Raw genomic sequence first — 16,978 nt, 5'->3', positions numbered from 1 at the left:
ATCACTCCTTATACTTTTTTATCTATAATGATCCCTGCAATTTCCATCATTTTAGCGACGATATCCAGCGTTTTCTCTGGAGGTACTTCTCGAATAACCTCCCCGGTATCTTTGTTGAGAACCTTAACCATGATTGAATTGGTTGGCTTATGAATGCTGATATCCAACGTTGTCTCTGGACCTGCCAAAGCCTTCATCGCTTGTTCAACGCGCCGGATGAACTGTTCTTCCCCTACTGGCAGTGGGCCTTCCTGATATTCCACTCTTTTCATTTCTCCAACGCTGTCAACTTCCTGCCCTGTAGATCTGTCATCTACAGGTGTGTTTCCCGTGTCTAAGCTGCCTGAAACTCTAGTTGAGATTGAAATATGAGGATCCATCCCAACAACCTCCGAATAAGATATTTTATATATATATATCGGCTTTTTACTTGTATTTAATTAGACCGCCTGTCTGATCCATTGTGCCTCCGGAAACCTATTCATGATCATCTTCTGCAAATCTTTCGCCGTGGTGGTTTCTTCAGCTTTAATAAGAGCTTTATACAGACTCTCGTAAGCTCTGTAATCATTACTGATTTCTACTAATCGGGTGTAAAAGAGCACAGCATCCTGAATATAATTTTGCTTCACACAAATATCTCCAAGCAGACGATGAATATTCTTATTAGTTAAATTCTGGTTGTATTCTTTCATCAATAATTCTACTGCTAGCTCATCAAAACCATACTGGTGCAGCAGCCGGCCTACGCTATATTTCATCTCAACGGACCCTAAAAGGAGCACGCTTATAATTCTCTCAAAACAATCAAACTCTTGCAATTTAATGGTATGTTCTGCAACCACTAACAGCACGTTACCCAAGAATGTAGAAATAGCCCCCACAATTTGTCTCTCACCGTTCACAAGCTTTTTAAGCAGCTTTACTTCCTTATGGTTAACATTCAGCAATGGCAGGACCATATCCAACAGCTGTTCGCTGTTCAAAAGAACAGCCAAAAGGAGAACATCTTTTATATTCTCGTTATCCAGACTATCCTGCTTGCTCCAACGCTCTTCGGCATCTGTGTATTTGCCTGCATATTGATAAGCAACCGCTTGCTCATTTGGCTGCAAGTTGACTTTATATTTTTGTAAATACTCTAGTAAGAGAGATGATCTTGTGTGGTACAAAACATCCAGCAGTTTTTGCAGATGACTTACATCCGAGACTTGATATAAGCTGTTGATGCTGCTGTACACTTCGTCTGAAGGAATATTAGCTTTGCCCATGATGTTCAAATACTGCTGCAAGCCGCCCGTAAACATCGGCTTTTCCTGCAGAACTTGGATAATTTGTTCATAGCTCTGTGCAATCAGCCCCTGCTGCTCATAAAGCTTGGATAACAGGTATCTGGCCATATAGCTTCCTGAACCCTCCGTGACTGAGACTCCCTGATCTCCGATTTCAAGACACTGCAGCAGCGCCTTTTCGGCATCCTGTACATATCCTCCCTCCATATAAAGCCTTGCCTGCATGCTCCGAATATCAACGTCCTCAGGGTACAGTTGTACTGCATCGTTCATAACCTTGATGCCCTGTTCATATTCGCTTAGCATCAACAGACAGAATCCCAGCCGGCTTAACAGCTCCGGTTGAAACATCCGCCCATGGGCCAGAGGAAACGCTTTTTGAAAATATTCAATTGCGTCTTCATACTTCTCCATATTCATAAGCACTTTGCCCATATTGTATAAGTTGTACCCTGTAGGGTTTTCTTCAACTTCTGTTTTCATGAGGCTATAGTTACGGTTAGACTTGTCCTTTTCAAGCATGACCTCTTCAAAGTAACCGGTGTGCTGAATCAATGTCCGAGCATCACCGCGAGATAGTTGATTCTCCAACTCTGGATCTGTCACATTCAGATGCTCATGCAGACGGTTTTTGTAAAAAAAGCGCGGATCATTCGCAAATAACCGGATAGCCGAATGCGTAAAAATACGTTCATCGGAATTATGGTTTTGTATTTTCATGATGTAAAAGTCTTTCTCCGAAGATATATCCTCCTTCAGATTCGCACTTCCGTCCAAATATTCATCTGCATCCAGTACTAAAATGTAATCGCTTGTGGCTTGACGAATCGAATAATTCCTCGCAGCCGAGAAATCCTGAATCCACTCAAAGTGGTATATCTTATCTGTGTATTTTTGGGCAATCTCTAAGGTACGATCTGATGAACCTGTATCTACAACAATAATTTCATCCACCAAATTCCTGGCACTCTCTATGCATCTTTCCAATACCTTTTCTTCATCCTTAACAATCATACAAAGCGAAATGGTATTTCTCATTGTTGTTTCCTCTCCGTTTCCTAAGTCGTACCTTCATTATCGGTTCTTTAGGAGAGCTTTTTTAGAGAAAAACAAAAAAGGACTCCATAACGGAGTCCTTTAAAGTGAAGATTAACGGAGCAATTGCAGTACGCCTTGCGGCTGTTGGTTTGCTTGGGAAAGCATAGCTTGAGCAGCTTGAGCCAAGATGGAGTTCTTGGTTTGAGTAACCATCTCGGAAGCCATGTCCACGTCACGAACACGGGATTCAGCAGCAGACAGGTTCTCGGAAGCAGTTCCCAGGTTGTTGATAGTGTGCTCCAGACGGTTTTGAACAGCACCCAGTTTGGAACGTTGTGTGGATACAGTTTTGATCGCAGCATCGATTGTGCTGATTGCTGCAGTAGCAGCAGTAGCAGCAGTCTTAATGTCAAGACCTGTAACTGCCTCGCCTACACCAGTACCTACAGACAGACTAGCAGCATCCAGCTTGCTGATTGTCAGGGACATTGTTTGGCTAGTATTAGCACCAATTTGGAAAGTCATAGCATTTGTAGATGCAGTTCCATCCAACAATTTCTTTGTATTGAACTCAGTTGTATCAGAGATACGAGTAAGTTCTTTTGCCAGTTGATCCACTTCGTCCTGCAGGTTTTGACGGTCATCCGCAGTATTTGTATCGTTACCGGATTGAACAGCCAGTTCACGCATACGCTGCAGGATGCTGTGGGATTCGTTAAGTGCGCCCTCTGCAGTTTGAATCAGGGAAATACCATCTTGAGCGTTACGGGAAGCTTGATCAAGACCACGGATTTGACCGCGCATTTTTTCGGAAATTGCCAGACCAGCAGCGTCATCACCAGCACGGTTGATGCGAAGACCGGAAGACAGTTTTTCCATGGATTTGCTTTGAGCGCTAGAAGCAGAGTTCAGTGCACGAGATGTGTTCAGTGCAGCAATATTGTGATTGATAATCATTTGAGTTTTCCTCCCTGAATTGGATAATTATTCCCACGTCCATGTGGTGTTTGGTATGGGCTGTAAGTTCAAGGGTCGGCCGCCCCTGCTCACTTATCAGCTCCTAAAATATATATCGTCTTCTGTTTTGGAATAGTTAATAGCTTTCAAAACTTTTTTAAAGAAAATTGTTCTTTATTCGTTCTGTGTCTGCTGACGATATTTCGCAACAAGAGACTTCATCGTAGCTGTCTCTGGAGCAGCCGATGCACGGTTGGAATCCTGAATGGATAAATAGATTTCCTTGCGCAGGATATCTATAGTGGAAGGTGCAGAAATGCCTAATCTCACGACATCTCCTTCCACGCCAAGCACCGTTATTTCAATATTGTCTTGAATGACAATAGACTCTCCCTTTTTTCTGGATAGAACAAGCATGTTATTTATCCCCCTTTGTAGTAGAAGGTGAAGATTTCCATAACAGATGACCGGTCTGATAATTAGATTGGTTAAGCACGATCTGCTTTGCAGTTCTTTTAATCGGATTGAGCACAAGAGGCGCAAGTAAATTTACAGTAGATTGTTCCAGCGGCTCTCGGATGGTAAGTACGTTTCGGATAACAATCTGCTCATCAATTCCCAGTTCATCAGCTTCTGAATCGGGAAGTTCAAACTCATAGTCCGGATAAAAAACAAAAGGATCCGCCAGCATAAAGGATACGTCCTTATCCTCAACAGACTGTAAGTATCCAAAAGGCTCTTCTCCCATTTCTAGTAATGCGAATTGCTTGTAACTTTCGAACCCAGGAATCCCCTTATCAAATCGAAAGACCTGTTCTTCCGCCACTTCTATGTTTCCCCATGAGGATGTCTCAATAATCAATTCTAATCTCTCCTTTTTCAAACGTCATATAACGAAAAGAGCTATAGACGGCAGTAGAAGCACACCTATAGCTCTTAATCAGACTGCTGTGTCCACAGCAGGAGGTATAAATTGCACAGACGGGTACTGCTGCATATAGATATCAAGCTTCCCGCGTGTATATTCAATGACCGGTTTGTTGACCGTAACATCTATGTCAACGCCCCCAGGTATCACTTCAATATCCGGCTCACGCACTTCAAAGTGGACATCTACGTTCGCAGAAGAAGCAGGTCCACGAAACTCTCCGAAGGAGGGACCTAAATTCCAATCCCCCTTGATTTGCGCAATACTGTTACCAGGCTTAAAAAACTCCGCCATCCGGTTTCCGTCTTCGACCCGCTTAGCAAGTCCCTGCAAAAAAATTTGCTGGACGGAGGAATATAATCGTTTGGTCATTTCCAGATTACCGCCACCAGTATATGCAGCGAACGCTCTGGATTGATCAATCTGCAGTTCGGGTTGATATTGATGAATCTCAAGTTGAGCAGCTCTAGTAGAAATCTGCATATCTGCCTTTGGCTGTTGAATAGAATAACTTCCGAGATCAGCATCTATACCGATTTTCCCATAGGTTTGGCGTATCTGGACAATAGGAACGGATGACATAATACACGGCCTCCTACGTTTATCTTAAGAAATCTACAAGAGAAGGCTGAATAATTTTGGAACCCGCCGACAACGAAGCATTGTAGATATTCTCCTGTATCTTGGATTGCATAATCAATTCAGCATAATCCGCATCTTCTGTCTTGGATTGCAATGAGGTCAGGTTTGTCTCCATGTCTCCCAAACGTGACTGCATCAATTCAACGCGGTTCGATTTGGCCCCGACCTCCGAACGTGATTTCAGTATCTTCTCGATTCGCGAATCGATCTGTTCCAACTGAGCACCAACATCAGCAGTCTTTCCGGCAGACAATGCAGTTGTGATTTTATCAAAAATAACAAAAATATTATCGCTATCTGTTTTATTCCCGAACACTTCATTTCCTGTCTGGTTAATTGGCAAAACTACACTATCACCCACAGAGAAGTTTACATAGCCTGTATCGGTTTCTTTTAATGTGGCCCCTGTTATATTATGAGTACCATCAGCATTCATTGGAAAGTCATATGGCTTTATATCGTAAGTCTGACCATTAAAAATGTATTTGCCGTTTAGCTGACTATTACCGATATCAACCATCTGTTCCCGAAGCTGACCGATCTCTTTGTTAATCGAGTCAAGTGCGGATTGCGGATTTGTATCGGTTGATGCTTGGACCGTCAGTTCACGCAAACGCTGCATCACATCGTTAGCTTGACCCAGTACCGTATCCGAATAGTCCAACCATGAAACCGCGCTATCCACATTCTTCTGATACTGCTCGTTGGAGGACAGCTCCGAACGGTAGCGCAGAGAGTAGGTAATACCAACAGGGTCATCGGATGGACGGTTGATCTTGCGGCCTGTCGCGAGCTGCTCCTGGGTAGTATTCATCCGTTCCGCATTGCGGTTCAAGTTCAGCATGAGCTGGGAGCTCAGCATATTATTCGTAATCCTCATCGTCTGGTTACCTCTCCTTCTTATCTGCCAACCGTACCGGTCGAGTTAATCAGCTTGTCCAGCAATTGATCGAACGTTGTCATAAAGCGGGATGCTGCACTATAAGCATGCTGGAACTTGATCATGTTGGACATCTCTTCATCCAGCGACACGCCGCTGACGGACTGGCGCATTGTCTCCACCTGGGACACCAGGGAAGTCGAGTTATCAGTTAGACGATCCGCTTCCTGAGCCTGAATGCCGAGCTGACCTACCATCGAGCTGAAATAGGAGTCGATCGTAGCAGACTTGGTGGTTCCCGGCGTCGTAAATGCCGTCGTCTTCAGGTTAGAAATCAAGCTGGCAATAGTATTGTTACCTTGTACCAGATTCTCCGTATCGCTGACTCGCAGCGAGGTGGCAATCTTGGTAGGGTCATCGGCAATAGCCGCGTTTAAAGTAATATTAGAAGCGGTAATGGTGCCATTATCGGACGCCGTAAAGAAAGGCAGACCCGTAATCGGCTTACCGTTCGCACCCTGACCTTCCTTGGTGTAGCCAAGCTGGTGCAATCCGTTCAGACCGGCTACAACCACATTCAGATCGCTGCCCAGCGTACGCGCTGCCACAGAGCCTGTGAACTGCTTCGTAGTGCCATCCGGCAGCCGGACGGTCGTTCCATCCGGGATAACGGAACCTTTCGGCAGCTTGATATTAATATCACCATTAGCCAGCGTGTTCGCCATGCTGTTCAGCTGATTCGTATAGTCTGCAACATAGTTATCACGGGAGACGATCATGCCATACACTTCGCCGCCTTTGAGGTCACCTGAAGCAAAGGCACCTGTCAGGAAAGCACCATCTACCTGAGCTGCGGCTACGGTAAATCCGGTGACCAGCGCTTGCCCGCCAATCGAAATATTGTAGCCCTGATCGCTGTCCGTTACGTTGATATTCACAATCTTGGACAGCTTGTCCGTCAGCAAATCCCGCTGGTCACGCAGATCATTTGCTTTATCACCAGAGCTTTCAATCTTGGTAATGGATTGGTTTAGGTTGGAAATGGCGGTAAGGTAGGTTTGAATTTCTGTTCCCTTTGTCGCAATGTTTGTTGTCAGGTCTGTGGACAGATCACTGAGCTGCTTGCTCATATGATTCATGGCATCTGTCAGAGCGAGAGCACTTTCCTTAACGATCGTACGTGCTGTTACACTCTCCGGGTCTTTACTCAGATCGGACCACGCTTTGTAGAAATTGTCTACCACCGTGCGGATACCGGTATCCGAGGGTTCGTTGAAAATGGCCTGCAGCTTATCCAAACTGTCTTTCTGTATCGTATAATTGCCAAGATCGGCATTCTCATTGCGATATTGAGTATCCAGGTATTTCTCCCGTACCCGTTCGATGGAAGTAACTTCAACCCCCGTGCCGAGCTGTCCCGGAAAAGTAGAATGCGTCATCCCGAAAGCTTCAAGAGGACGTGTCGCTTCCATCTTCACCACTTGACGGGAGTAACCCTCCGTATTGGCGTTAGCAACGTTGTGTCCTGTTGTGTTCAAGGCTGCGGTCTGTGTGAAGAGACTGCGTTTGGCTGTTTCAATAGAATGAAAAGTCGATGTCACGGTTGCTCCTCCTTAGTTAAGCCCGGGTATCGAATAATCCCGGACTGCGTTTGCCCATATTCTTATCGCCGGGATGCTGATAGACAGCATCCTGAACGGGCCTGTCCACCAGAACATCCAGGGAGTAATCAATAAATGCCAAGGATTGCTCCAATAGTTTCTGATTCAGTTCGTTGATCTCTTTAAGCTCATCTAATGTGTGGGACAGGCGGGATTGAATGTGGAGGAGTCTCTGTTTGTCTTCCGGATCAAATACGAGACGGGAGAGTTCTGTCACGTTCAGGTTTAACTGGGACTTAATGCCTCGATCCTGAAGGAATTGATACGAAGCCTTGATGCGCTGTTCTTCGAGCTGTTCAATCTGTTTCACTAACTTCGTCTCCTGATTCAGCAGCTGGATCAGCCGGTCCACATCATTAGCGATAATGGCCTTCTTTTTAACCTGGCCAAGGTCGATCATGGACCGGTGGATCGTATCCAGCTGTTCCATCAGGTTCATCATTACATCCAATGCCATTATGCATTCCACCTAATCAGGATTTAAAGAATGGCAGCAGTTTATCGGCCAGCTTACCTGCATCGACCTGATAATTACCAGAGGCCACCTGCTGTTTAAGCGCCTGAATTTTCTGCGCACGTTCCGGGTCACTGCTGCGCTGCAGCATTTCCAGAGCTTCGGAAGAAATCGAAACTTCGTCTTTCCGGCGGCTCTTCTTCTCTTCCGTCCGTCCTGCTTCCACATTACGCTGATAAGAATTAATCGCTCCTACACGGTTTGTTTCGTTGATTTTCACAAGTTACACCTTCCTTATCTTATCTGGAATTGAACACCTTATTTTCTTCGTCTTCGTTCAATTACTGTTTTCAATATTATATAGAATGACTCGGGTCTATGCTCTATAGAATAGAAAAAAACCGATAAGCTTTACTAAGTTTATCGGCTGCGTTTGAAACATTTTTTATAGCTGGAAACGTTTTTAATACCACTGTACTAGGTTTAGCGCAATTTGTCGACCGCCTTGTAGGCACCGGTGCCCATATGATCTTTCGCACTTGGGCCTTGGTCTGCTGCTGCTTGCGCAAGGTCCTTGGTAAGCCTCGCTCGGCAGGATTGGCACATATTCCCTTCACGAATCAGTGTTCCGCACACTTCGCAGGGATACATCAGATTAGGCGCATCCTTCATGGATATTCGGCCTTCTCTGATGAAGATGGTGATCTGTTTGATGGAAACCTCAACAGCATCGGACAACTCCTGAATATCCGCGCCCCGCTTCTCTCTCAAATACTCCACGCATCTCTCATATTCTTTCTCGACACCCTTGATGCAGTCCGGGCACATATTCTTGAAATTCAAAGCGTATAGTTTACCACAGCGAGGGCAATTACCTACATTCATCTCCCTGTCGCTCCTTTCAAGCACACTAATAACTGGTAATATACATACCATACTTTATTATGTCGGATGACGTCTATCATAATGTTAAATATTTGGCAGAAAATGCGCTTTGCTTTTCACAATTACCATGCTTAAGGCGTAGTTATCACTGTTCATTGTACATAAAAGCGAAAGATTTTTCTAAGCTCTGGCCCAGGTTAATCCATAGATTTCAGCACTTATCTCATGCTTCTCCATGTACTCCCGCAGCAGCCGGCTGCAAGCCGTTAATGTACTGCCTGTCGTATAGATGTCATCCACTAATACAATCCGCAGCGGGAGACCCTGCTGACCAAGCTCGCCATGCTTAACCCGTCCAAGCAGCCCTTCTGCAGCTCTTTCGTCCACCTTAAATACACTGTGCATGCTCTCCAGCCGCTCACGGCGTGTTTTAAAGCTCTGCTTGCCCGTATCCCGGCTGCGCACAAGCAGCTCCATGCACGGAATACGCTGCCGCTGCCCCAGCCGCAGAGCTAATTCCGCGGCCTGATTGAACCCCCGCTCCAACAGCCGCTCCTCACTGACCGGCACAGACGTCAACAGGTCGGCCTGCCAGAATTTATTACGGGTCATGCCTGTTCCAAATCGGATCCCGTGTCCTTGTCCATCCCGCCCGCGATGCAGCTCACGATAAACGGTGAACTCCCTCCGCATAGCCAAGTAGGCCTTCTCCAGCATATGCGCCAAAGGATCCGCCAGCCGCTCGTTCCCGCGGTATTTGTAACTCCCGATCCATGCCCGCATGTCCTCCGAATAGCTCACCGCACTGCGGTTGCAGACAAACGCCCGCAAGGCTGTACCTTCCCGCCGGCAATCCGGACAGCCTGACGGCCGGCCGCAGTCCGGACAGCGGATCGACTGAATCCATGGGATGAGAGCTGCACATCGGCCGCATATACCTGGAATATCGCCGGACGGTCTGGTGATCACACCCTGACAGGTCAGGCATACCCCTTTGGCCGGAGCAAGCAGCTGAAGAAGTCCCCGCTGAAGATCATGCCATGCCGAACCCAAATGCATAATTAGCTGCCTCCTTTTTTAAACTCTGATCACCACAAAACAAAACAACCGAAGAAAACGAAAAAACACACGCCGGTCATCAACCGGACGTGTGCTTCACGTCAATCCTGCATTTCGTCTGCTTTTACTTCTTTCGGGAAGTCAGCTTAGCCTGGGTAAAGAGCAGCAGATAGTCGTATCCTCCGGCTTTGGAGTCCGTCCCCGACATGTTAAAGCCGCCGAATGGATGAGCACCTACAAGCGCACCCGTACATTTACGGTTCACATACAGGTTACCGCAGTGCATGTTGTTCAAAGCTTCCGCAATCCGGTCTTCATCTGTCGAAAAGAAAGCGCCGGTCAGGCCGAACTCCGTATCATTATAAAGCGCGATCGCTTCCTGCCAATCTTTCGCTTTGCCAATCGCCAGGACCGGTCCGAAGATCTCCTCCTGCATCATCCGCGCCCTGCCATGAACATCAGCAAATACGGTAGGCTGAATATAATAGCCATTGCCCTCTGCCTTGTCACCCCCCGTCAGCAGGCGGCCTTCGCTTTTGCCAATCTCAATGTAGTCCAGAATTTTATTGTAGGAGCCTTCATCGATGACCGGACCTGTCGTGAAATTCTCTTCAGGCAGTCCTACCTGCAGCTGTTCGGTCAGCGCCTGGATTTTGCCCAGCATCTCGTCGTAAACCGATTCCACGATAAAAGCACGCGAGCCCGCCGAGCACTTCTGCCCCTGAAAACCAAAAGCCGAAGCTACAATCGCCTGTGCTGCTGCCTCCAGATCTGCCGTCTCATCCACCACGATGCCGTCTTTACCGCCCATCTCCGCAATGATCCGCTTGATCCAGATCTGTCCCGGCGCTGTCTCGGACGCCAGTTTGTTAATGCGCAGTCCCACTTCCTTGGAGCCGGTGAAACTGATAAACCGTGTCTTCGGATGCGTGGTCAGATAATCGCCAACCTCAGCCCCGCTGCCCGGAATGTAGTTAATTACACCAGCTGGCAGTCCAACCTCTTCCATTAAAGCCATAAATTGATGTGCAATGACCGGCGTCGTCGACGCAGGCTTGAGCAGGACCGTATTCCCCGAAACGACTGCCGCTGTCGTCATGCCCACTGTAATGGCTAATGGAAAATTCCACGGCGGGATGACCACGCCCACACCCAGTGGAATGTAAGACAGACGGTTTTCCTCACCAGCCACTGGCGTCAGCGGCATGTGCTCATTATTTTCACTGAGACGAATCGCTTCCCGGGCATAAAACTCCATAAAATCAATAGCTTCCGCTGTATCCGCATCGGCTTCAGCCCAGTTTTTGCCTGCCTCCAGCACCATCCAGGCCGAAAATTCAAATTTACGTTCACGCATAAGGGAGGCGGCCTTGAACAGGTATTGGGCACGTTCCGCTGCGGGAACCTTTTTCCATGTCTCGAAGGTGGTCAACGCCGTCTGCATGGCCTTCTCGGCCAAGGACTGGTCTGCTTTGCTGACATATCCGATGACCTCACCGGTATTGCCCGGATTAATTGAAGTGATAAGCTGTTCTGTGACGATGGTCTCTGTCCCGATATGCAGGGGGTAGGTTTGACCCAATTCACTTTTCACCTTGTTAAGCGCAGCCTGCATGGCCGCCCGGTTCTCTTCCTTGGTAAAATCCACAAAAGCCTCGTTGGCAAAAGGAACCGCTTGTGTCACCAAATTCATAAACATTCTCCTCCCGATTGGACATGCTTTATGGAACTATTCATTTGGCCTGATGCAGACTGCTGCTATTTGAACATATTCTTCAGAACAAACCATACGTTGGCCGGCCGCTCCGCGAGCCTTCTCATGAAATAGCCAAACCAGTCGATCCCGTAAGGAACGTACACGCGCACCTTGTACCCCTCCTGTACCAGCCGCTTCTGCAGATCTTCACAGATCCCGTACAGCATCTGGAACTCAAATTGATGACCGGGAATCTCTTTAGCCTTCACAAAGGATTTAACATGTTCAATGATGGCCTCATCATGACTGGCAACGGCAGTGTAATTCCCGTTCAGCAGGTGCTGTTCAATGATCCGGCGGTAATTGTCGTCCACGTCTTTTTTATTCGGGAAAGCAACCTCGGCTGGCTCCTTATACGCCCCCTTGACGAGACGAAGATTGGCGCGCAGCTCCTTCAAATCTTCAATATCCTGTTCCGTCCTGTAAAGATAAGCCTGGAGCACGATGCCCACATTGTCATAATCGCCACGGAGTTCCCGATAGATGTCTATGGATGTCTGACAATAGGGGTAATCCTCCATATCGATCCGGACAAAATTGCCGTATTCCCGGGCACGGTTCAGAATCATTCGCATGTTCCGCATACACAGCTCCCGGCTGAGACCAAGTCCAAGGGAAGTCATTTTGACCGATAGATTAGAGTGAACCCCCCGCTGGGCAATGGCATCCAGTGTGCGAAGGCACATCCCGGCGGATTCGACCGCTTCCTGCTCATTGAATACAAACTCCCCCAAATGATCAAGCGTCACCACCCGTCCATCCTCGTTAAACTGTGCTACCTTCTCAATCGCCTTGGCAATGGTATCTCCGGCCACAAACCGGGAAGCGCCAAACCGCAGTCCATATTTCTTGGCTAACCGGTTGGCGAAACGGCTCTTGCCCAGCTTCTGAAACATATTGCGCATTAACACTTCCATAGACATCCAGCCTCCATGTGTCAAGTGCAAAGAACTTGTTAATAAGATACACGGCGGATCATGATTTGTACACATTATTGTTCAAAAATTCATAATTTTCATTTATTTTGAACATATATGTATAATTAGTGGAGGTTATTCTCATGGATAAACGTCGTTCATGATTGATAAAGTGTTCATTTCATGTTAGATTTGTCAAAACTATTTATTGAAAAATCAATTCATTTAGGATAAAAGAGGTCTCTTATGTTTATAGATGAGCATTTTATAGTACATACCCGCTGGACGGAACTGCCTGCAGAATCTTCCTTCCTGGAAGCAAGCCGCATCCTGAAGGAAGGGACAGCCGTTTATGTTAGCCAGGAGTCCAATCACTATATGTTTACACAAGAGGATGCGTGGTTGCTCGAGTTAAATCCGGAGATGTCACTGCGTGCTTTGTGTGCCCATGAAGGCGTCCTCTCTTCACCAGCGCTCCCTTATCGTGAACCTTTGGGCTGGGACGGTCTTGCAAGCATTCATGGCAGTCTTCAAAGACCGATTATGCTGCTGCAGCCGGATGGCATCCCCGCCGGGTATTTGCTGCCCAGTGAGCTGATGAGGACCGCTGCGCAGCGAAACGTGGAGCTGTCCTCGTATTTTGCCGGTCTGGCCGACACCGTAACTGATGCGGTAACCGCCGTGGACCGGAACGGCACCGTTATCGTATGGAATGCGGCGGCAGAGGAGCTGTATGGTATACCCAAGGATCAGATTCTGGGAAAAGTCATTGGTGAGCATTTTGATCCGGCTGCTGTCGTTGTGCTGGGTCTCCTCGATGAGGGAAGAATGCTGCGTCATACCTACCACCGCCCGCGGGAGCATACGCATGTGCTGATTAACGCCTCCCCCATCACCGATGAGAAAGGCCATATTATCGGCGGTATCGCCGCTGAACAGGATATTACCCAGCTGGTGCGGCTGAACGATGAGCTGTCGACGGTACATGTGCACAGGCTGAAGCGGGAACGCACGGAGGAAGATCCGTTTGCCGTGATCCAGGCTCGTGGAGAAACGATGGGAACCGCCATCCGTTTAGCCAAAAAAATCGCCAAAGAGGACAATCCAGTTCTGCTGATTGGTGAAAATGGTGTCGGCAAGGAGCATCTTGCACGCATGATTCATCAGGCCAGCCCGCGGACCCAGGGTCCTTTCCATGTCATCAACTGTGGTGCCATGCCGGCAGGGCTGCTGGAAACAGAATTATTCGGCTATCAGGGCGGCGCCTTCTCCGGGGACGGCAGCGGCCGACCCGGGAAGCTGGAGCTGTGTGCTCACGGAACCCTTTTCCTGAATGAGCTGGATCTCCTTCCGCCGGAGCTTCAGGCCAGGCTGTACCGTACCCTGCAGCAAAAGTCGGTCGTTCGCACCGGCGGAGAAGAGGCTGTTCCTACGTCGGTTCGTCTGATTGCCGCTGTCGAGCAGGATCTGGAGCAGATGGTTCAGCACAAGCAGTTCCGTCAGGATCTGTACTACGCTCTGAATGTCGTATCGATCTATCTGCCGCCGCTGCGCAGACGACGCGAGGATATCTCTGCCCTCGTTCCGATGTACGTCAGGGAATATGCGGTTCAGCATCAGAAGCCGATCCTGCAGGTGGACCCGGCGGCGATGCACGCTCTGATCCGATACGAATGGCCGGGCAACCTGTCCGAGCTGCGGAGTGTGATCGAGCGCTGTGTGATCCTGAGCGATGGTGACCAATTGCTGCTGGAGCATCTGCCGATTGCTCTGCAGCGCGAGCATTTGCCCCTGGCTGGCAGTGATGAAGAACCAGCTGATGCCGGACTGCCATCCGGCACAGCGCCGAATTACCACGTAGAGGACAGCTCGGACATCGAGTCTCCTCCTGCAGATGAGGTTCAGCAGATTCGGGATGCACTTCATCGGACCTTTGGGAACAAGGCTGCCGCTGCCCGCCTACTCGGTATTTCACGGGGGACGCTGTACAACAAGATGCGGGAGCACGAGATTCAATGATGAACGGCCGCTTTCATTGCTAATGAAGAATGAAGACCTGCCCAATTCGCCGGCCCTACTTGAAGATAAGCTCCGAGTCTCTTGATCGCGGACAAATGTATGGGAAATGTCTTTCAAAAGGTGGACATTGTACGAATCTGAACCATAAACTCTCCCTAAGAAGACAGACACTAGATATGCGTATTTTGGTTTAAAGTTTTCTGTATGTAGTGGTTGGGAGATTGGAGGCGTTAGTATGTTGTTGTGAAATAAGTGTCCACTATTTGATAGGCAAACTCCAAAAAATGTCCGCGAATTAGAGACAATAAAAGAGAGATTCACTTGACTAGGCAAAGCTTTAAAGGTGTTGAGCTTTATGGGATAGCTAAGAACTGCATCGGTCAAGAACGATAACCGCCTGATCTGTTTTTTGGGAAACGATAGATTCCCGCTCCTCTTCTAATGAAGCTGCCCCTGATCACCCATCCCCATCTGTCTATCCCGCCGACTTTTGCATTCTGGAAGATCAAACGCCCTCTTTCTTGTCTAAATCCAAATGTATCATCTCTCTCTTAAATACCCCTGCTTCCGCGCGATCCGGTTCATACGCTTGATCTGGGCGACCGCCTGCTTTTGCCCCCGGGTCCACTGCGGTGAAGCGAACACTACGTTACCCGCAGGGTCATCCTTGGCGCGACCAGCCCGGCCGCTCATCTGCACGAGCGATGCCTCATCGAACAGGCTGCTGTCCGCATCCAGAATAAATACGTCGCTCTTCGGCACCGTGACACCCCTTTCCAGAATCGTAGTCGTCACGAGCAGACGGATCTCCCTGCTGCGAAAAGCCGCCACCTTCTCGGAACGCGCTGTATCCTCGGAAGAAGTGCCCGCTATGGAAATACCAGGGAGATGGCGTGCCAGGAGCTGTGTGAGCGGCGTTATCTGCGCAATGCGGGTCGCGAAGACAAACAGCTGCGCTCCGCGTTCCACCGAACGCCGAAGCGCACGCACCAGCGCAAGAGGCAGCTGGCCGCGGCGCAGGCATGAAGCAACCGGGTTCATGGTAATTCGCATCGGCACCGGCAGCGGATGACGATGAAAGCGGACCGGGACTTTGGCATGAGACAGCCTTCCCCGAGCTGCCTCACGCTGCAGTTCGGCCGGCGGCGTCGCGGAGAGATAAATGAACTTGCCATACGGCCGGCATGCCTGCTGCGCAGCGTAAGCCAGCATGGGGTCATTATGATAGGGAAACGCATCCAGCTCGTCGATAATGACGAGATCAAACGCATGCCGGAACCGCATCAGCTGGTGGGTCGTCGCCAGCATTAACTCCCCCTGCCGCCAGCGCTCCGGACTGCCGCCGTAGAGCGTCACGGGCGGCGAGGAGGGAAAGGCTTTGGCGAGCCGGGGCGCCAGCTCCAGCACCACATCCCGCCGCGGCGTCGCTACGAGCGCCCGGCCGCCCCGCTCCAACACATCGGCCAGGAGCGGAAAGATCATCTCCGTCTTACCAGCCCCTGTCACCGCCCAGAGCAGAAAGCGCGGCGGTGAGGGCGCCAAACGGTGAGACGAAGCCCGGCGCGCGCGCTGCACCAGCGCCTGCACCACCCCCGCCGCGCGAGCAGAGCGCGGCGGCTCGGCACGGCCTGCCCCAGGCGGCCGTGCCACAAAAGCCAGCGCAGCGGCCGCCGCCGCTCGCTGCGCGGGGCTGAGCCCCCACCGGTCCAGGACCTCGGTGGGGGGCGTCCCGGCCGTGCCGTTGTGCACGGCCGGCCCCGGCGCTGCGCTGCTCAGCAGCAGCGCACAAGCGCGGCTGCGCCCGAGCGCGAGGCAGGCCTCGCAGTAGGCGCAAGCCGCCGAGCCGCACGCGGCACATGCCGTGCGGCGGAGCTGCCCGCTGCCGCAGCGCCGGCAGCGCACCAGGCCGCGGCGGCCGGGCGCGGCCCCGCTGAGGCCGGCGGCATACGACAGCCGGCCCTGCACGTGCGCGAGCTGCGCGGCAGAGCGCCAGGCGCCGGCCCAGGGCGGCGCGGTGTCGCTGAGCAGCGCAGCGAGCTCGGGCACGAGCAGCTGGCGCCCGGCCAGCAGAGCGGCCAGCTGATCCGCTGCGGCCTGCAGCCGCTCCCATGCCTGCGTAGAATCCAGCACATCGGGAGCGAGTACGCTCTGGTCCCAGCCAGTACATTCTGGGGAGAGCAGACCATCATCCTGCACCGTTCTATTCAGATCCAGCAGGTTCATGCCGAGCAGCTTTCGCCGCCTGCCGACAGGCTCAGCCTGAAGCTCTGTCTGCAGGACATCCTCTACCCAGGACTGCCACCGTCCCTTCTCCGGCTTATCCACCTGGTCTTGACTCCATCTGTCTTGATCGATTCTCTCTTTACGGGGTCGGGTTTTACCGAACTCCCCCCAGCCATGCTCCGCCAGCTTTACCGCCCATCCCAGCGGCATGCCGCTGCTCAGCAGCAGCATCTCCTGCACCTCCCGGCCGGGGCGGCTTCGCCACCA

The 16,978-nt window shown here is 50.2% G+C and carries 16 protein-coding genes; 1 reads left to right on the top strand and 15 read right to left on the bottom strand.

Annotation, left to right across the window (positions count from 1 at the left end):
• Positions 1 to 8: 8 nt before the first annotated feature.
• The 14 genes from Q5741_RS09090 to Q5741_RS09025 form a co-directional block, all read right to left on the bottom strand.
• Entirely contained in the window at positions 9 to 380 is a 372-nt protein-coding gene (locus tag Q5741_RS09090; protein ID WP_305023750.1) for a flagellar protein FlaG, read from the bottom strand.
• A gap of 60 nt (positions 381 to 440) precedes the next feature.
• A complete protein-coding gene (locus Q5741_RS09085) occupies positions 441 to 2,330 on the bottom strand; it encodes a glycosyltransferase (RefSeq protein WP_305023749.1) in 1,890 nt (629 codons plus the stop codon).
• 111 nt (positions 2,331 to 2,441) lie between these two features.
• On the bottom strand, positions 2,442 to 3,287 hold the full coding sequence (hag, locus tag Q5741_RS09080; RefSeq protein ID WP_305023748.1) for a flagellin Hag: 846 nt from the start codon (positions 3,285 to 3,287) through the stop codon (positions 2,442 to 2,444).
• A 174-nt stretch (positions 3,288 to 3,461) separates the two neighbouring features.
• A complete protein-coding gene (gene csrA / locus Q5741_RS09075; protein WP_305023747.1) occupies positions 3,462 to 3,704 on the bottom strand; it encodes a carbon storage regulator CsrA in 243 nt (80 codons plus the stop codon).
• A 1-nt stretch (position 3,705) separates the two neighbouring features.
• Positions 3,706 to 4,149 (bottom strand): flagellar assembly protein FliW, encoded by a 444-nt coding sequence (gene fliW / locus Q5741_RS09070; RefSeq protein ID WP_305023746.1) that lies wholly within the window; start codon positions 4,147 to 4,149, stop codon positions 3,706 to 3,708.
• A gap of 78 nt (positions 4,150 to 4,227) precedes the next feature.
• A complete protein-coding gene (locus tag Q5741_RS09065) occupies positions 4,228 to 4,797 on the bottom strand; it encodes a DUF6470 family protein (protein ID WP_305023745.1) in 570 nt (189 codons plus the stop codon).
• A gap of 19 nt (positions 4,798 to 4,816) precedes the next feature.
• Complete coding sequence (flgL, locus tag Q5741_RS09060) at positions 4,817 to 5,737, bottom strand: flagellar hook-associated protein FlgL (RefSeq protein ID WP_305023744.1); 921 nt, start codon at positions 5,735 to 5,737, stop codon at positions 4,817 to 4,819.
• A 20-nt stretch (positions 5,738 to 5,757) separates the two neighbouring features.
• On the bottom strand, positions 5,758 to 7,338 hold the full coding sequence (gene flgK, locus Q5741_RS09055) for a flagellar hook-associated protein FlgK (RefSeq protein WP_305023743.1): 1,581 nt from the start codon (positions 7,336 to 7,338) through the stop codon (positions 5,758 to 5,760).
• A gap of 16 nt (positions 7,339 to 7,354) precedes the next feature.
• A complete protein-coding gene (locus tag Q5741_RS09050; protein ID WP_305023742.1) occupies positions 7,355 to 7,855 on the bottom strand; it encodes a flagellar protein FlgN in 501 nt (166 codons plus the stop codon).
• 16 nt (positions 7,856 to 7,871) lie between these two features.
• A complete protein-coding gene (gene flgM, locus Q5741_RS09045) occupies positions 7,872 to 8,132 on the bottom strand; it encodes a flagellar biosynthesis anti-sigma factor FlgM (protein ID WP_305023741.1) in 261 nt (86 codons plus the stop codon).
• A gap of 203 nt (positions 8,133 to 8,335) precedes the next feature.
• Complete coding sequence (locus Q5741_RS09040; RefSeq protein ID WP_305023740.1) at positions 8,336 to 8,737, bottom strand: flagellar protein; 402 nt, start codon at positions 8,735 to 8,737, stop codon at positions 8,336 to 8,338.
• Between the two features lie 180 nt (positions 8,738 to 8,917).
• Complete coding sequence (locus Q5741_RS09035; protein WP_305023739.1) at positions 8,918 to 9,796, bottom strand: ComF family protein; 879 nt, start codon at positions 9,794 to 9,796, stop codon at positions 8,918 to 8,920.
• A gap of 124 nt (positions 9,797 to 9,920) precedes the next feature.
• Positions 9,921 to 11,489, bottom strand: coding sequence for an L-glutamate gamma-semialdehyde dehydrogenase (gene pruA, locus Q5741_RS09030; RefSeq protein ID WP_305023738.1), 1,569 nt, complete (start codon positions 11,487 to 11,489; stop codon positions 9,921 to 9,923).
• A gap of 65 nt (positions 11,490 to 11,554) precedes the next feature.
• On the bottom strand, positions 11,555 to 12,469 hold the full coding sequence (locus Q5741_RS09025; RefSeq protein ID WP_305023737.1) for a proline dehydrogenase: 915 nt from the start codon (positions 12,467 to 12,469) through the stop codon (positions 11,555 to 11,557).
• A gap of 246 nt (positions 12,470 to 12,715) precedes the next feature.
• Here Q5741_RS09025 and Q5741_RS09020 point away from each other — a divergent pair, with 246 nt between their 5' ends.
• Positions 12,716 to 14,488 (top strand): sigma-54 interaction domain-containing protein, encoded by a 1,773-nt coding sequence (locus Q5741_RS09020; protein WP_305023736.1) that lies wholly within the window; start codon positions 12,716 to 12,718, stop codon positions 14,486 to 14,488.
• 540 nt (positions 14,489 to 15,028) lie between these two features.
• On the opposite strand, the gene Q5741_RS21665 is transcribed toward Q5741_RS09020, so the two are convergent.
• The gene (locus Q5741_RS21665) at positions 15,029 to 16,897 is read right to left on the bottom strand and encodes a helicase-related protein (protein WP_407074339.1); all 1,869 of its coding nucleotides are present in this window, start codon (positions 16,895 to 16,897) and stop codon (positions 15,029 to 15,031) included.
• Positions 16,898 to 16,978: the final 81 nt, after the last annotated feature.

This window comes from Paenibacillus lacisoli (genome assembly GCF_030580655.1).
GTDB classification, from domain to species: Bacteria; Bacillota; Bacilli; order Paenibacillales; family Paenibacillaceae; genus Paenibacillus; species Paenibacillus lacisoli.
Note: the sequence above shows the minus strand (reverse complement) of the source record. Positions and strands in the feature narration are given on the sequence as shown.